This is a genomic window from Pseudomonas sp. PvP009 (genome assembly GCF_017832995.1).
GTDB lineage: Bacteria > Pseudomonadota > Gammaproteobacteria > Pseudomonadales > Pseudomonadaceae > Aquipseudomonas > Aquipseudomonas syringae.
On sequence record NZ_JAFIBG010000001.1, the window covers coordinates 3438823 to 3454291 of the forward strand.

General features: G+C 58.1%; 15 protein-coding genes. 1 reads left to right on the plus strand and 14 read right to left on the minus strand.

What is annotated here, in order from left to right:
- Positions 1–29: 29 nt before the first annotated feature.
- From JOE29_RS14650 to sdhC, 5 genes are all read right to left on the minus strand, one after another.
- Positions 30–2861 carry a 2-oxoglutarate dehydrogenase E1 component gene (locus tag JOE29_RS14650; RefSeq protein ID WP_210079644.1) on the minus strand — a complete coding sequence of 944 codons (2832 nt, stop codon included), beginning with the start codon at positions 2859–2861 and terminating at the stop codon, positions 30–32.
- 259 nt (positions 2862–3120) lie between these two features.
- A complete protein-coding gene (locus JOE29_RS14655) occupies positions 3121–3825 on the minus strand; it encodes a succinate dehydrogenase iron-sulfur subunit (protein WP_003316554.1) in 705 nt (234 codons plus the stop codon).
- A gap of 12 nt (positions 3826–3837) precedes the next feature.
- Positions 3838–5610 (minus strand): succinate dehydrogenase flavoprotein subunit, encoded by a 1773-nt coding sequence (gene sdhA / locus JOE29_RS14660; protein ID WP_003394562.1) that lies wholly within the window; start codon positions 5608–5610, stop codon positions 3838–3840.
- A gap of 3 nt (positions 5611–5613) precedes the next feature.
- Positions 5614–5982: a succinate dehydrogenase, hydrophobic membrane anchor protein gene (gene sdhD, locus JOE29_RS14665; protein ID WP_003316551.1), complete on the minus strand. Its 369-nt coding sequence runs from the start codon at positions 5980–5982 to the stop codon at positions 5614–5616.
- Positions 5976–6350, minus strand: a complete 375-nt coding sequence (gene sdhC / locus JOE29_RS14670; RefSeq protein ID WP_003423585.1) for a succinate dehydrogenase, cytochrome b556 subunit — start codon at positions 6348–6350, stop codon at positions 5976–5978. Before sdhC ends, sdhD begins: the two co-directional genes overlap by 7 nt.
- Before the next feature lie 361 nt (positions 6351–6711).
- Here sdhC and gltA point away from each other — a divergent pair, with 361 nt between their 5' ends.
- Entirely contained in the window at positions 6712–8001 is a 1290-nt protein-coding gene (gene gltA / locus JOE29_RS14675) for a citrate synthase (RefSeq protein ID WP_002552974.1), read from the plus strand.
- Positions 8002–8065: 64 nt separating this feature from the next.
- On the opposite strand, the gene JOE29_RS14680 is transcribed toward gltA, so the two are convergent.
- The 9 genes from JOE29_RS14680 to JOE29_RS14720 form a co-directional block, all read right to left on the minus strand.
- Positions 8066–8677, minus strand: coding sequence for an START domain-containing protein (locus tag JOE29_RS14680; protein ID WP_057406790.1), 612 nt, complete (start codon positions 8675–8677; stop codon positions 8066–8068).
- Between the two features lie 56 nt (positions 8678–8733).
- On the minus strand, positions 8734–8991 hold the full coding sequence (locus JOE29_RS14685) for a YkgJ family cysteine cluster protein (RefSeq protein ID WP_210079645.1): 258 nt from the start codon (positions 8989–8991) through the stop codon (positions 8734–8736).
- A gap of 94 nt (positions 8992–9085) precedes the next feature.
- On the minus strand, positions 9086–9727 hold the full coding sequence (locus JOE29_RS14690) for a translation initiation factor 2 (RefSeq protein ID WP_232915478.1): 642 nt from the start codon (positions 9725–9727) through the stop codon (positions 9086–9088).
- A gap of 114 nt (positions 9728–9841) precedes the next feature.
- Complete coding sequence (locus JOE29_RS14695) at positions 9842–11281, minus strand: PLP-dependent aminotransferase family protein (RefSeq protein WP_003423583.1); 1440 nt, start codon at positions 11279–11281, stop codon at positions 9842–9844.
- Positions 11282–11498: 217 nt separating this feature from the next.
- On the minus strand, positions 11499–12314 hold the full coding sequence (locus JOE29_RS14700; RefSeq protein ID WP_003394544.1) for an OmpA family protein: 816 nt from the start codon (positions 12312–12314) through the stop codon (positions 11499–11501).
- Positions 12311–12664: a DUF4398 domain-containing protein gene (locus tag JOE29_RS14705; RefSeq protein ID WP_003345625.1), complete on the minus strand. Its 354-nt coding sequence runs from the start codon at positions 12662–12664 to the stop codon at positions 12311–12313. Before JOE29_RS14705 ends, JOE29_RS14700 begins: the two co-directional genes overlap by 4 nt.
- 10 nt (positions 12665–12674) lie before the next feature.
- Positions 12675–13502, minus strand: a complete 828-nt coding sequence (locus JOE29_RS14710; RefSeq protein ID WP_210079646.1) for a transporter substrate-binding domain-containing protein — start codon at positions 13500–13502, stop codon at positions 12675–12677.
- Between the two features lie 116 nt (positions 13503–13618).
- Positions 13619–14548, minus strand: a complete 930-nt coding sequence (locus tag JOE29_RS14715; RefSeq protein WP_003366683.1) for an FAD-binding protein — start codon at positions 14546–14548, stop codon at positions 13619–13621.
- Entirely contained in the window at positions 14549–15298 is a 750-nt protein-coding gene (locus JOE29_RS14720) for an electron transfer flavoprotein subunit beta/FixA family protein (RefSeq protein ID WP_003394537.1), read from the minus strand.
- Positions 15299–15469: the final 171 nt, after the last annotated feature.

Sequence of the window (15469 nt, forward strand, 5' to 3'; positions counted from 1 at the left end):
CTTAATTCGGTTTCTAATGCTCGAAGGCGTTAAACAGTGAAGGCATCTTGCAGCAGTTTTTCCTGCTGCTCGGCGTGCATCGACGCGTAACCACAAGCCGGAGCGGCAGAAGCATCACGACCGGCGTACTCGAGAACGAGTTCACGTTTGTGGTTGCCCATGCTGCGACGCAGGTGGTGTTGACTGCTGTACCAGGCACCCTGGTTCATCGGTTCTTCCTGACACCAGACCACATGCTGCAGGTTGGTGTAAGGCGCGATGGTTTCCATCAAATCATCTTCAGGGAACGGATACAGCTGCTCGAGGCGAACGATGGCGATGTCTTCACGCCCTTCGGCACGGCGTTTTTCCAGCAGGTCGTAGTAAACCTTGCCGCTGCACAGCACCAGACGCGTGACCTTGGCCGGATCGAGGGTATCGATTTCCGGAATGACGGTCTGGAACGAGCCTTCGGCCAGATCTTCCAGGGTCGAAACAGCCAGCTTGTGACGCAGCAGCGACTTCGGTGTCAGCACGATCAGCGGCTTGCGCAGCGGACGGATGACCTGACGACGCAACAAGTGATAGATCTGCGCCGGAGTCGTCGGTACGCACACCTGAATGTTGTGCTCGGCGCACAATTGCAGGTAACGCTCCAGACGTGCCGACGAGTGCTCTGGCCCCTGCCCTTCGTAGCCATGAGGCAACAGCATGGTCAGACCGCACAGACGGCCCCACTTGTGCTCGCCGCTGGTGATGAACTGGTCGACAACCACCTGGGCACCGTTGGCGAAGTCGCCGAACTGGGCTTCCCAGATAACCAGCGCATCAGGCTGGGTGGTCGAATAGCCGTATTCGAATGCCAGTACAGCCTCTTCCGAAAGGAACGAGTCGTACAGGTCGAAACGTGGCTGACCGGAGTACAGATTCTGCAACGGGATATAGGTCCCGGCGTCTTTCTGGTTGTGCAGCACGGCGTGACGGTGCGAGAACGTACCGCGACCGATGTCCTGCCCCGTCATGCGGATCGGGTGACCTTCGAAGGCCAGTGTGGCGTACGCCATGGTTTCGGCGTAACCCCAGTTGATCGGCAAGCCACCGGCCTGCATCTTCTGGCGGTCTTCGTAGATTTTCTGAACCTGACGCTGCACGACGAAACCTTCCGGCAGCTCCATGAGCTTGGCGGACAGTTCCTGCAGGGTCTTGAGATCGAAGCTTGTATCGTGACGCGCAGTCCAGGCATGACCCAGATATGGACGCCAGTCGACGAACAATTCCTTGTTCGGCTCCTTGACCAGGCTTTTCACTACGTGCAGACCATTGTCCAGCGCGCTGCGGTAGTCGTCGACCTTGGCCTGAACGCGGGCATCGTCGAGAACGCCGATCTTGATCAGATGCTCGGCATACAGCTCGCGGGTGGTGCGCTGCTTGGTGATCTGCTGGTACATCAAAGGCTGGGTGCCGCTAGGCTCGTCAGCTTCGTTGTGACCACGGCGACGGTAGCAAACCAGGTCGATCACGATGTCACGCTTGAACTGCATGCGGTAATCGATGGCCAGCTGGGTCACGAACATCACGGCTTCCGGATCATCCCCATTCACATGGAGGATCGGTGCCTGAATCATCTTGGCAACGTCGGTGGCGTACTCGGTAGAACGCGAGTCCAGCGGGTTGCTGATGGTGAAGCCCACCTGGTTGTTGATGACGATGTGGATCGTGCCGCCCGTCTTGAAGCCGCGAGTCTGCGACATCTGGAAGGTTTCCATGACCACGCCCTGGCCGGCAAAGGCCGCGTCGCCGTGGAGGGAAATCGGCAGAACCTTGTCGCCGTTCGGATCGTTGCGACGATCTTGACGCGCACGCACAGAACCCTCGACCACTGGAGACACGATCTCCAGGTGAGACGGGTTGAAGGCCATGGCGAGGTGGACCTCACCGCCTGCGGTCATCACGTTGGAAGAGAAGCCCTGGTGGTATTTGACGTCACCGGAACCCAGCTCCACTTTCTTCTTGCCTTCGAACTCGTCGAACAGGTCGCGAGGATTCTTGCCGAAGGTGTTCACCAGTACGTTGAGGCGGCCACGGTGGGCCATGCCGATCACAACTTCCTTGGTGCCATAGGACCCGGAACGCTGAATCAGCTCGTCGAGCATCGGAATCAGGCTTTCGCCGCCTTCCAGACCGAAACGCTTGGTGCCCGGGTATTTGGTGCCCAGGTATTTTTCGAGGCCTTCAGCCGCGGTAACACGCTCGAGCAGATGGCTCTGAATGTCAGCCGAGAACACCGGACGGCCACGGACACTCTCGAGACGCTGCATGAACCAGTTGCGCTGCTCGGAATCCACGATGTGAGTGAACTCGGAGCCGATGGTGCGACAATATGTCTGCTGCAACGCTTCATGAATTTCGCGTAGGCTCGCTTCCTCTTTGCCGATGAACAGGTCGCCGGCACGGAAGGTCGTATCGAGATCGGCATTGGTCAAGCCGTAATGATTGATCGACAGATCCGCAGGCGCAGGGCGCTGCCACAGGCCCAGCGGATCGAGTTGGGCAGCCTGGTGGCCACGCATCCGATATGCCTGGATCAGTCGCAGCACTTCAACCTGCTTCTTCTCGTGTTCGCTGCTCACACTGCCGGCGGACACCGGTTGAGCGCGGCGCTGGTTTTTGGCCAGCAACACGAAATGATCGCGAATGGTCGAGTGCGATACATCAGTGGCAGAGCTGCCGTCTGCTGGCAACTTCTGAAAGTAGGTGCGCCATTCTTCTGGCACAGCGTTAGGGTCGTGCAGGTAAAGCTCATAGAGCTCTTCCACATAGGCAGCGTTACCACCGGATAGGTGGGCACTGTTCCACATGCGCTGCATCACGCTTTCTTGCATGCTTGGTCACCCTCGGTAAGGGGACACCACCGGCGAAGACACCAGAGCAATCCTGAAATAGTCGTGTGCAGCGACTGTATCAAGTCACCAGGGATCACGCAGATAGTCCGGGTACCAGCCCGGATGCCCCTGCTGGTCTCATTTCTTCAAAATAAGAGCCGCAGCTTTGCGAGCTGCTGCTCAGGTTAAAACTACGGCGCCGGTTGAAGCCTGCGCCGTAGCCACTTCAGTGTAACGGTGTAACAGATAAAGCGATGAATCAGACGCCGTTCTGCAACAACATGTTGCGTACGTGACCGATAGCCTTGGTTGGGTTAAGGCCCTTCGGACAGACGTTGACGCAGTTCATGATGCCGCGGCAGCGGAATACGCTGAACGGATCATCAAGCGAAGCCAGACGCTCACTGGTGCGAGTATCACGGCTGTCAGCCAGGAAACGGTAGGCTTGCAGCAGTGCAGCAGGACCCAGGAACTTGTCGGGGTTCCACCAGAAGGACGGGCAGGAAGTCGAGCAGCAAGCGCACAGGATGCACTCGTACAGACCATCGAGCTTTTCGCGCTCTTCCGGCGTTTGCAGACGTTCGATAGCCGGAGCCGGCGTATCGTTCTGCAGGAACGGCTTCACCTTCTCGTATTGCTTGTAGAAGATGCTCATATCGACGACCAGGTCACGGATAACCGGCAAACCAGGCAGCGGACGTACGATCAGCTTGTTCTTGGCAACGACAGCCGACAACGGCGTGATGCAGGCCAGGCCGTTCTTGCCGTTGATGTTCATGCCGTCGGAACCGCACACGCCTTCACGGCACGAGCGACGGTACGAAAAGCCTTCATCCTGCTCTTTGACCAGGGCGAGCACGTCCAGCACCATCAGGTCCTTGCCACCGGTATCGACCTGAAACTCCTGCATGAATGGTGCAGCGTCCTGATCAGGGTTGTAACGATAAACACTGACTTGCAACATATCGGTCACCCCTTAATAAGTCCGAATCTTCGGTTCAAAAGTCGGGACAGTCTTCGGCGAGAAGTTCACGGCACGCTTGGTCACACTCTTGTCACCCGGGAAATACAGGGTGTGGCACAACCAGTTCTCGTCATCGCGATCTTCAAAGTCTTCACGAGCGTGAGCGCCGCGGGACTCTTTACGATGCTCTGCGGCAATCGCCGTAGCTTCGGCAACTTCCAGCAGGTTTTGCAGTTCCAGCGCTTCGATACGGGCGGTGTTGAACGCCTGGCTCTTGTCGTTGATCTTGACGTTGGCGATACGTACGCGCAGATCAGCCAGCTGGGCAATACCCTTCTGCATGTATTCGCCAGTACGGAATACACCGAAGTAGTTCTGCATGCAGCTCTGCAGTTCTTTACGCAGGGTTGCAACGTCTTCACCGGTGGTGCGCTCGTTCAGGCCGGCAAGGCGTGCAAGGGCAGCATCGATGTCGGACTCGGAAGCGCGCGCATAATCGACGCCTTCACGCAGAGCTTGCTCGAGGTGGATACCCGCAGCGCGGCCGAACACCACCAGATCGAGCAGCGAGTTGCCGCCCAGACGGTTGGCGCCGTGAACCGATACGCAAGCCACTTCACCTACCGCGAACAGACCTGGAATGATCTGATCGACGCCCGCCGCATCCTGAGTGATCGCCTGACCATGAATGTTGGTGGCAACGCCGCCCATCATGTAGTGGCAGGTCGGTACGACAGGAATCGGCGCGGTTGCAGGATCGACGTGAGCGAAGGTCTTGGACAGCTCCATGATGCCTGGCAGACGGCTGTGCAGCACTTCTTCACCAAGGTGATCGAGCTTGAGCATCACGTGATCGCCATCGGGACCACAGCCGTTACCGGCAATGATTTCCTTGACCATGGAACGTGCCACAACGTCACGACCGGCAAGGTCCTTGGCGTTAGGAGCATAACGCTCCATGAAACGCTCGCCGTGCTTGTTGATCAGGTAACCGCCTTCACCGCGGCAACCTTCGGTGACCAGTACACCTGCGCCGGCAATACCGGTCGGGTGGAACTGCCACATTTCGATGTCCTGAACCGGAACACCGGCACGCAGCGCCATGCCGATACCGTCACCGGTATTGATCAGGGCGTTGGTGGTCGACGAGTAGATACGGCCTGCACCGCCAGTCGCCAGCACGGTTGCATTGGCGCGGATGTACGAGGTTTCGCCCGTCTCGATGCAGATCGCGATGATGCCGACAAAGGCGCCATCGTTGTTCTTCACCAGATCCACTGCATAGTATTCATTGAGGAATACAGTGCCGGCCTTCAGGTTGGCCTGATACAGGGTGTGCAGCAGCGCGTGGCCGGTACGGTCGGCGGCAGCGCAGGTACGGGCAGCCTGCCCGCCCTTGCCGAAGTCCTTGGACTGGCCACCGAACGGACGCTGGTAGATACGGCCCTGCTCGGTACGGGAGAACGGCAGGCCCATGTGCTCGAGCTCGAAGACCGCTTCCGGACCTACGGAACACATGTATTCGATAGCGTCCTGGTCACCGATGTAGTCGGAGCCCTTGACGGTATCGTACATGTGCCAGCGCCAGTCATCGTTTGGATCGGCGGAAGCGATTGCACAGGTGATGCCACCCTGGGCGGATACGGTGTGCGAGCGGGTCGGGAAGACCTTGGTGACCACGGCAGTCTTGTGACCGCCCTGGGCGAGCTGCAGCGCAGCGCGCATGCCGGCACCGCCACCACCAATGATGATGGCGTCGAAAGAAAGCGCATTAATGTTAGCCATGGATCAGATACCCCAAAGAATCTGCACGCCCCAGACGAAGTAGGCGAACATCAGAACGCCACATACCGCCTGGAACAGGAAACGTACTGCAGTTGCGGACTTGCCCAGCGCCATCGGCGTCAGGTAGTCGGTCGCGATGGTCCACATGCCGACCCAGGCGTGAGCGCCAAGGGCAACGAGAGCCAGAAGACTGAAGATACGCATTCCGTTGTGAGCGAACAGACCATGCCATTGGGCGTAGCTCAGACCCGGGTGAAAGACCATGTAACCGATCAGGAAAATGAAATAAGCCGCGAGCACGACTGCGGAAACACGCTGAGCCATCCAGTCATAGAGGCCCGAACGCGACAGGTTGGTGACGTTGGTTACCATATCCATACTCCCGCCAGAAGAATCAGAATCACGGAGACCGCGATAACGATTTTGGAGCCCAGCTTGCCGCCTTCAAGCGTCTCGCCTACCCCCGAGTCCATGATGAGGTGACGAATACCGGCCACCAGGTGGTACAGCAGGGCAGACAGAAGTCCCCAGATGATCAGCTTGGCCAGCGGACTGGTCATATACGCCTTGACTTCACCAAATCCCTCTTCGGAGGCCAGCGACTTGTCCATTGCATACAGCATGATTGCAATACCGACAAAGAGGATGACACCGGAGATGCGGTGAAGGATGGACGTGTAAGCGGTGACTGGGAGCTTGATGGTCCTTAGGTCTAGATTTACAGGTCGTTGGCTATTCACGGCTTTTTTTCACACTGAAGAGCCCCTAACAATCAGGGCAAGTTGTTGGGAAGTGCACTGGTCAGGTACCCACCACCCAGGAAGTGACGACCCCCTTGAAACAGGCCAAAAGCCTCTGGCGGTCGGACGCCGAGTATAGACAGTTAGGTTACTAATGACAACGCGCAGACTTACCGCCAATAGCGGATTGCGTTGCCGCGACAAAAGGCGTAAACGGCAGTAAACCGTCTGCAAAATCCACGGCCGAGCCCTTGCGGAACACGACTTTAGGCAAATTGACTTTAGAATTTATCTCACTATAGTGATGCGGGCCCTGCGTGGGGGGCCTGTCTGATGATTTGAAGCATAAATAGGAGGCCACATGGCTGACAAAAAAGCGCAGTTGATCATCGAGGGCGCTGCCCCCGTCGAGCTGCCAATTCTGACCGGTACAGTGGGTCCGGACGTGATCGACGTACGCGGCCTGACCGCCACCGGCCGCTTCACATTTGACCCTGGTTTCATGTCCACGGCCTCTTGCGATTCGAAGATCACCTACATCGATGGTGATAATGGCATTCTGCTACACCGCGGCTACCCGATCGAACAACTGGCCGAGCAGTCCGACTATCTCGAAACCTGCTACCTGCTGCTCAACGGTGAACTGCCCACCGCCGAGCAGAAAGCCCAGTTCGTGGCCGTGGTCAAGAACCACACGATGGTTCACGAACAGCTCAAGACCTTTTTCAACGGTTTCCGCCGCGACGCCCACCCGATGGCCGTCATGTGTGGCGTAGTCGGCGCCCTGTCAGCGTTCTACCACGACTCACTGGACATCAATAACCCGCAGCACCGCGAGATTTCTGCGGTCCGCCTGGTCGCCAAAATGCCGACCCTGGCAGCGATGGTCTACAAGTACTCCATGGGTCAGCCCATGATGTACCCGCGCAACGACTTAAGCTACGCGGAAAACTTTCTGCACATGATGTTCAACACCCCGTGCGAGATCAAACCGATCAGCCCGGTGCTGGCCAAGGCGATGGACAAGATCTTCATCCTCCACGCCGATCACGAGCAGAACGCTTCGACCTCCACCGTGCGCATGGCAGGCTCTTCGGGCGCCAACCCGTTCGCCTGTATCGCAGCCGGTATCGCAGCGCTCTGGGGCCCTGCCCACGGCGGCGCCAACGAAGCGGTACTGACCATGCTCGATGAAATCGGCGATGTGTCGAACATCGACAAGTTCATTGCCAAGGCCAAGGACAAGAACGATCCGTTCAAGCTCATGGGCTTCGGCCACCGCGTGTACAAGAACCGTGACCCGCGCGCGACCGTAATGAAGCAGACCTGCGACGAAGTACTGAAAGAGCTGGGCATCACCAACGATCCTCAACTCGAACTGGCCATGCGCCTCGAAGAGATCGCCCTGACCGACCCGTACTTCATCGAGCGTTCGCTGTACCCGAACGTCGACTTCTATTCGGGCATCATCCTCAAGGCCATCGGCATTCCGACCAGCATGTTCACCGTGATCTTCGCCCTGGCGCGGACTGTCGGCTGGATCTCGCACTGGAAGGAAATGCTCTCCAGCCCTTACAAGATCGGTCGCCCCCGTCAGCTGTACACCGGCAACGTGCAACGCGACATCGTCGCCCTGCAAGACCGCAAGTAAGCGCAACGCGCAAAAAAAGGGCTGCCATTGGCAGCCCTTTTTTGTGCGCGCTATCCGGTGCGGATCATTTGGTTTGCGCGGCACGCTCCCTGAGGGCCTTCAGGGTATTGAACGGCGCATCCACAACGAACTTGTTGGCCAGCATCGACGGCACACTGCCACCCGGCTCGGTGTGAACCTGATAGGTCACTTCAGTCTGGTTCGGCCCTTTCGGCACCATTTTCCAGAAGCCTTTGACCTCGGTCACCCGCACATAGCCCTTCTCCTCGGGGATATACGAGGGCTGCTCTTCCAGGTTACGGGTAACACTCCCGTCAGGGCCTTCCTGAGTGGTGATCAACAGCACCGAATCGCGAGGCGTCACCGGCCAGGGCGTATTGAACTGGCTGTAGGTCCAGGTCTTGTTGCCTTCGTGCTTGAGCACTTTCTGCAACTTGCACTCATGAATCCAGGCGCAGGCCCCCGTGACATCCTCCTGGAGCGCACGCAACTTGCTTACGCTGGCATTGATCAGCGCAATACCTTGATACGCCTTGTAATCGGAACCAGGCACGTCGCTCAACGAGACCTTGATGCCATCCTGATTCTTGACCTCTTTCCACTCTTCAGCTTGCGCCGTTCCGGCAAGCATTACAGTAAAGCCACAAACAACAGCCATGCGATACAGCGGACCCATTGTTCTATTCCTTGTTTTGAAGTTCCGAAGAAGCATTTGTGCTCGAAAACACTTTTTCAGGCCACCGCAGTGGCTTTTTCCCACCAACCGATCAAGCGAACGGCATCCGCCTGGTCGGCACCGCAGACATCCTCTGCCGCCTTGAACTGACTGCACACCCCCGGCCGCTCAGCCCTGCCGAACAAGGCGCACAAAAACTCGACCGACAGATGCAGACAGCGCTCGCCAGCAGGCTTTCCGTCAGGCATACCGGGTATGGGAGACGTGATGGAAGGCGCTATGCAGCACGCGCCACAACCGGAACGGCAGTCCATGACCAGACACCCTTTTGTGAAAATTAAAAAAGAGGAAGGATATTAACCGTCAAAACGTCTGTTTGAAAACGCCGTATCGGACGACAGGCAGGACTTACTGCTTGAATTTGAAGTCCAGCGCGGCGCCCTCTACATCGCGACGGTTGTCATTGCGCATCTGCAATTGCATTTCGTTGGTCAGCAATCGCCCCTCGAGCTCGAACGGGCCAGGGTTCGCAGAATCGCCCTTGTCGCTGAACATCTGCGGCAATATCGGCTTGCGCTTGTTGGTAATCACCTTGGCAGGCGGGTCGAGCTCCTTGACCAGCTCGGGAGGCAGGCTCAGGTCCAGCTTGGGTGCTTTGATTCGCACATCCTTGACGCTGGCGGTCTTGGCATCCTTGGCGTTCTTGCGCTTGCTCGCAGGTGCCTTGGCTGCCGCAACCCTGGAAGAGGATTTTTCGGAAGTCGCCGATTTGACGCTCTGGGGTGCTGCAGGTTCTGATTTTTCCTTTCCGACCACCACAGGCACGACTGGCACGCCCGGCATCAGCTGATGCATGGTGTCCGGCGCCTTGATTTGCTTAGCATCGGTGGCGGCTGCCTGCGCAGGTGCCTCAGTCTTCAGATGCACCTCGGGCGATACCGGCGCGGTGATGACCGCCTCGGTCTTGGGTTTGGGCACAGAAGTATCCGGAGCGTCACAACCACTCAGAAGTACGACGACAAGCAATCCGAGACAGCGAAAAACATTCATAGGCAAAAAGTCAGGCAAGACAGTGGCAAAAAGCCGGAAAGAAACACATGCTGTCCTTTTGAGGCCAACCTGACAAGACAAGAGTTCCGAAGAATTGACAAATATCTTTGCCAATCAATAAGCCTGAACAGCCTCCTGACACAACTGCTTGGACAGAATCCCCAGTGTCATCAATGCCCGCTCGGCTTCCTTGTTCCATTTCATGCCGCAATTCAAACGAATACAGTGGTTGAACTGCTCGGTATTACTGAAAATCAGCCCGGGTGCAATACTGATGCCCTGCTCGAGCGCACGCACGTGCAATTCCTGGGTATTGACCCTGCCCGGCAGACTGACCCAGAGGATAAAGCCCCCTGCGGGACGACTCATCTGCGTACCTTCGGGAAAGAACTGCTGCACCGCCAGCTGATACGCACTGAGGTTCTTGCGGTATTCGAGACGAATGAAGCGCAGGTGCCGATCGTAGCCACCGTTTTCGAGGTAAGCCGCGACGGCCATTTGCGTGACACTGCACGCCGAGTGAGTACTGAAGGTTTGCAGACGCTGAATTTCCGCCTGGTACTTGCCGGCTATCATCCAGCCGATGCGCACACCCGGTGACAAGGTCTTGGAGAAGCTTGAGCAGTAAATCACCCTCCCCAGCCGGTCGAACGCCTTGAGCGCCTTGGTCCGCCCTACTTCGAACATCAACTCGCCGTAGACGTCGTCTTCAACCACCTGGATATCGAAATCCGAGGTCAGACGCAGCAGGTTTTTCTGCCGCTCCTCAGGCATGGTGCCGCCCAGTGGATTGCTCAGCCGCGAGGTCAGTACCAGTGCCTTGATGGACCATTGATTGGCCGCCAGCTGCAAGGCTTCAAGGCTGATGCCGGTGGCCGGATCACTGGGGATTTCGATGACTTTCAAACCCAGCAGGTCGGCAAGTTGCAGCAACCCGTAATAGGCTGGCGATTCGGCGGCAATCAGATCGCCGGGCCGCGTCAACACCCGCAGGGCCATCTGCAGCGCATCCACGCAGCCGTGAGTGATCACCACCTCTGACGGGTCGACCACCACGCCGGCGTCGCGCATGCGGATGGCGACCTGCCTGCGCAAGGGTTCGAAGCCGGGGCTGAACATGTAACTGAAGGCCCGCGGGCTGTGAAAGCGCGTGACCTTGGCCAACTGCTGATGCAACGCGCGCACCGGCAGGTAATCCACATGAGGCACGGCAGCTCCAAGGGCGAACACACCTTCGCGGCGGGACTCTTCGAGTACCTGCTGGATAATGCTGCTGCGTGTGACCAGGCCGGGCCGCTCGACCCGCGCGATATCCGGGGTCGAAGCTGTCAGCGCGGGGGTTTGATGGACGTAGTAGCCGGACTGAGGACGCGCGCGGATGAGCCCCTGATCTTCAAGATTCGCGTAAGCCTGCAATACAGTGGCATGGCTGACGTTGAGCTGCGAACTCATTTTGCGGACGGACGGCACCCGCTCGCCGGGCTGATAGACACCTCGACGGATGTCTTCGGCCAACTGCTGAGCGATACGCTGGTAGAGCAAGAGATTGGTCATGACACAGCCTCAAAAAGACCGGTGATTTATTATTTTTGAAAATACAGATGCGTAATAACCGGCACAGATCGGAAGTGTACGGGAACAGTTTGAAATCAGGCCAGCATTGATGATTGCTGAGTGAAAATAAACGCGGGCAGAAACGCCATAATCAATGTGATTAAAGACAAAAAAGCCCGAGGCCGTTTCCGGCGCCGGGCTTTTTATCGGCTTTTTATCAGCGAGCTGCGCCCAACTGACCTTTCTCGTCCGAGAAAACGATCTCGACACGCCTGTTTTGCGCACGGCCCCGCTCGGAGGTATTGGCATTCACAGGAAACTCCTGGCCATAGCCTTCGACGTGGATACGTTTTTCATCGACACCCAGGTCCATCAGCACGTCAGCGACGGCCTGTGCCCGGTCTTTCGAGAGCTTCAGGTTGTCCTGACGATCGCCCGTACTGTCGGTATAACCTTCGATCCGGACCACTCGGCGCGGGTTGATCTGCAGAAACTGCACAACTTTGAGGATGGTACGGCTTGCGGAGTTTTTCAGCTCGGCATGTCCGGCGTCGAACAGCACATCACCCAGGGTCATGACCAGGCCGCGGTCGGTTTCGGTGGTAGCCAGGCTGAGGATCTGATCCTCCAGCCAACGGCCCTGCTGCTGGGCGCTGGCCAGCTTGGCTTCACGCAGTGCCAGCTGCATACGCTGACGCTCCATGTCCATTTTCGCCAGACGCTCCTGACTCAGCATCAGGTTGCTGTGCTCACGCGCGATTTCGCTATAACGGCTGCTGAGGTAGGCGTAGTGAGCAACATCGGCGCCGCTCCCCAGGTAACTGGACAGACGCTCGGCGCGGGCCAGCGACTCACCCGCGCGGATGACATCTTTGGGCGCACTGCGCAGCACATCGGTATCTTCCTTGACCTTCTGAAAGTCAGCACTGGCCTGCTGCAACGCCTGGCCGCTGTCCTTGTGACCGGCACAACCGTAAAGGCCAGCCGACCCTAGCAACAGACACACACTCAGAACACGAGGGATACGGTTCATTGCGCCTCCCCCAGCTGCTTGCGCAAGCGATTGAGGCGGGTATTCAACTGATTGACCTGCTCCTGGCTCTTGAGGGTCAGCACTCGCGCTTCGGCCAGGCGCGCATCAAGCTCGGCCTGCTCGGCTTTCATGCGCGCGTCCTTGTAGGCGTGGCTTGCCATGGAGGCTCGGGCTTCGGCAAATCCGGCCTGGGCGACTTCCATCTCGGGCTGATCGTCACTGGCGCCGACTGCCTTGGCCTGCTCCAGCGCCTGCTCGGTCAGTTTGAACTGCTCGGTTGGTACCGGATCACTGGCGCAACCGGCCAGCGTGGCGATTGCCATGACGGCAATTGAAAAACGAATACTCACAAAAACATCCCTACTTGTTGGGTGCGCTGGCGCTGGCAGGTTGCAGCAGTTGGGCTTTCCACAACTCCAGGTTGTGCCTGATGACATCCCCCGCAAGGCCAGAGGCGGCCGATTCTGTCATCTTTTTCGCCAGCTGTCCGCGCAACCATGGTTCATTGCAGGCCGAGTTGAACGACAAGGCCAGATAAAACCCCGGCATATCGACCGGTAGAGGCTGCGCTGTAAGGTCTTTGGACAGACCCAGCGTCTTCACCATGACCAGACCGGCATAACGCCCGGCAAGCACGTAATCCACCTCACCCAGGGCCAGCTTCTGAAACGCGGGCGTGAGTGCAGGCAGGCGCTCAAGGGTCAGATTTTCTCTGGCCAGCGCATCAAAGGAAGGCGTCAGGCGGGTCTTTTCCGACATGGCGCCGGGATGACCCTGCAGCTCGCTGACGGCATTGAACGGCACATTGTGATCGTGACGCGTCCAGACCATGATCTCGTTCTGCACAATCGGCGGATAAATGTAATCCAGCGCTTCGAGTTGTGCAGCATTCAACGGCGCGTCGGCCAGCAGGTCCATGCGTCCGGTGCGCACCTCTTCGAGTGCCTGACTGCGCTTGCCGCCATACAGAAACTCAACCTTGATACCCAGTTCGCCTGCTGCCTGAGTCAGCAGATCGGCATTGGCGCCCATCAGGTGACGCGGGTCCTGGGGATCACGCCATAGATAAGGCGGCGCGTCCGGGCTGCCAGTCACGATCAGACGCTCGCACTTGCCTGCGGCGAAGGCCAGCGACGGCAGCGCGATCAGCCCGAAAAGAAGCGAAGACAGCAGCCGGGAATGCACCATGAGAAGTCCTTTCGATACCCAATAAAAAACCCGTTCGACCCGGGCAGGCGCACCATAAACCGCTGGTGTGCGAACCCCGAATGGAACGGGTTCTCTTTATAGTGGAAGCGCGTGGCTTAAACCAGCTTCTCCAGCTCGGGGATGGCTTCGAACAAGTCAGCCACCAGACCGTAATCGGCGACCTGGAAGATCGGCGCCTCTTCATCCTTGTTGATCGCAACGATCACCTTGGAATCCTTCATACCGGCCAGATGCTGAATGGCACCGGAAATACCGACCGCGATGTATAGCTGAGGAGCAACGATCTTGCCAGTCTGACCGACCTGCATGTCGTTGGGTACGAAACCGGCATCGACCGCAGCACGGGAAGCGCCCACTGCCGCACCGAGCTTGTCGGCCAGCGTGTACAGGTGCCTGAAGTTGTCGCCGTTCTGCATGCCGCGACCACCGGAAACGACGATCTTCGCTGCTGTCAGCTCCGGACGATCAGATTTGGCCAGTTCTTCACCAACGAAACTGGACTTGCCGGCATCGTGAGCAGCCGATACCGCTTCAACAGCGGCCGAGCCACCCTCTGCAGCCACCGGGTCGAAGCCGGTGGCGCGTACGGTGATGACCTTGACCGCAGCCGTCGACTGAACGGTGGCGATGGCATTACCGGCATAGATCGGACGAGTGAAGGTGTCGGCGGAAACCACCGATACGATCTCGGAGATCTGGTCAACATCCAGCTGCGCAGCCACACGCGGCAGGATGTTCTTGCCATTGGACGTTGCCGCAGCCAGAACATGGCTATGGCCCGCAGCCAGTTCCACGACCAGCGGTGCGATGTTTTCAGGCAGTTGGTGCGCGTAGGCTTCGTGATCGGCCACCAGGACCTTGGTCACACCGGCAATTTTGGCGGCTGCGTCGGCAACGGCGCTCACGCCGGAACCGGCCACCAGCAAATGAATGTCACCGCCGATCTTCTGGGCAGCAGCAAGGGTGTTGAGCGTAGCCGGGGCTACGGTCGCATTGTCGTGTTCAGCGATAACCAGGATCGTCATTTAGATTACCTTCGCTTCGTTTTTCAGTTTCTCGACCAGTTCAGCCACCGACTTGACCTTGATGCCGGCGCTGCGTGCAGCCGGCGCTTCGACCTTGAGGGTCTTGTTGGTCGAGGCCGTGGAAACGCCCAGTGCATCCGGGGTCAGCACTTCGAGCGGCTTCTTCTTGGCCTTCATGATGTTGGGCAGCGAAGCGTAGCGTGGCTCGTTCAGACGCAGGTCCGTGGTCACGATGGCTGGCAGGCTCAGGGAAACAGTCTGCAGGCCGCCGTCGATTTCACGGGTCACGGCAACCTTGTCGCCAGTCACTTCAACCTTGGATGCGAACGTACCCTGCGGGTAGCCGCTCAATGCAGCCAGCATCTGGCCGGTCTGATTGTTATCACTGTCGATGGCCTGTTTGCCAAGGATCACCAGTTGTGGCTGCTCCTTGTCGACCACGGCCTTGAGCAGCTTGGCCACGGCCAGAGAAGTCAGTTCCTCGGCGGACTCGACCAGCACGGCACGGTCGGCACCCAGAGCCAGGGCGGTACGCAGTTGTTCCTGAGCGGTGGTCGGGCCGATGGTGACGACGACGATTTCGGTGGCTACACCCTTCTCTTTAAGGCGAACCGCCTCTTCAACGGCGATTTCGCAGAACGGGTTCATGGACATTTTGACATTGGCGAGATCGACGCCGGAGTTGTCCGCCTTGACGCGAACCTTGACGTTGTAGTCGACCACTCGTTTGACAGCTACAAGAACCTTCATGGATTCCTCACTCTCCGGTGAAAAGAAGTCGCCCGGCGGCACCAGGCGATCGATATGTGTCCTCAACAAGCAATCGCTATGCGTGCAGGCCATTCGGACGGCTTTAAAAAGCCATATAAAAGCCGGGAGTCACCCGTCAAGCAGCGGCTGGGTGTGTAAAATGCGCCGTGC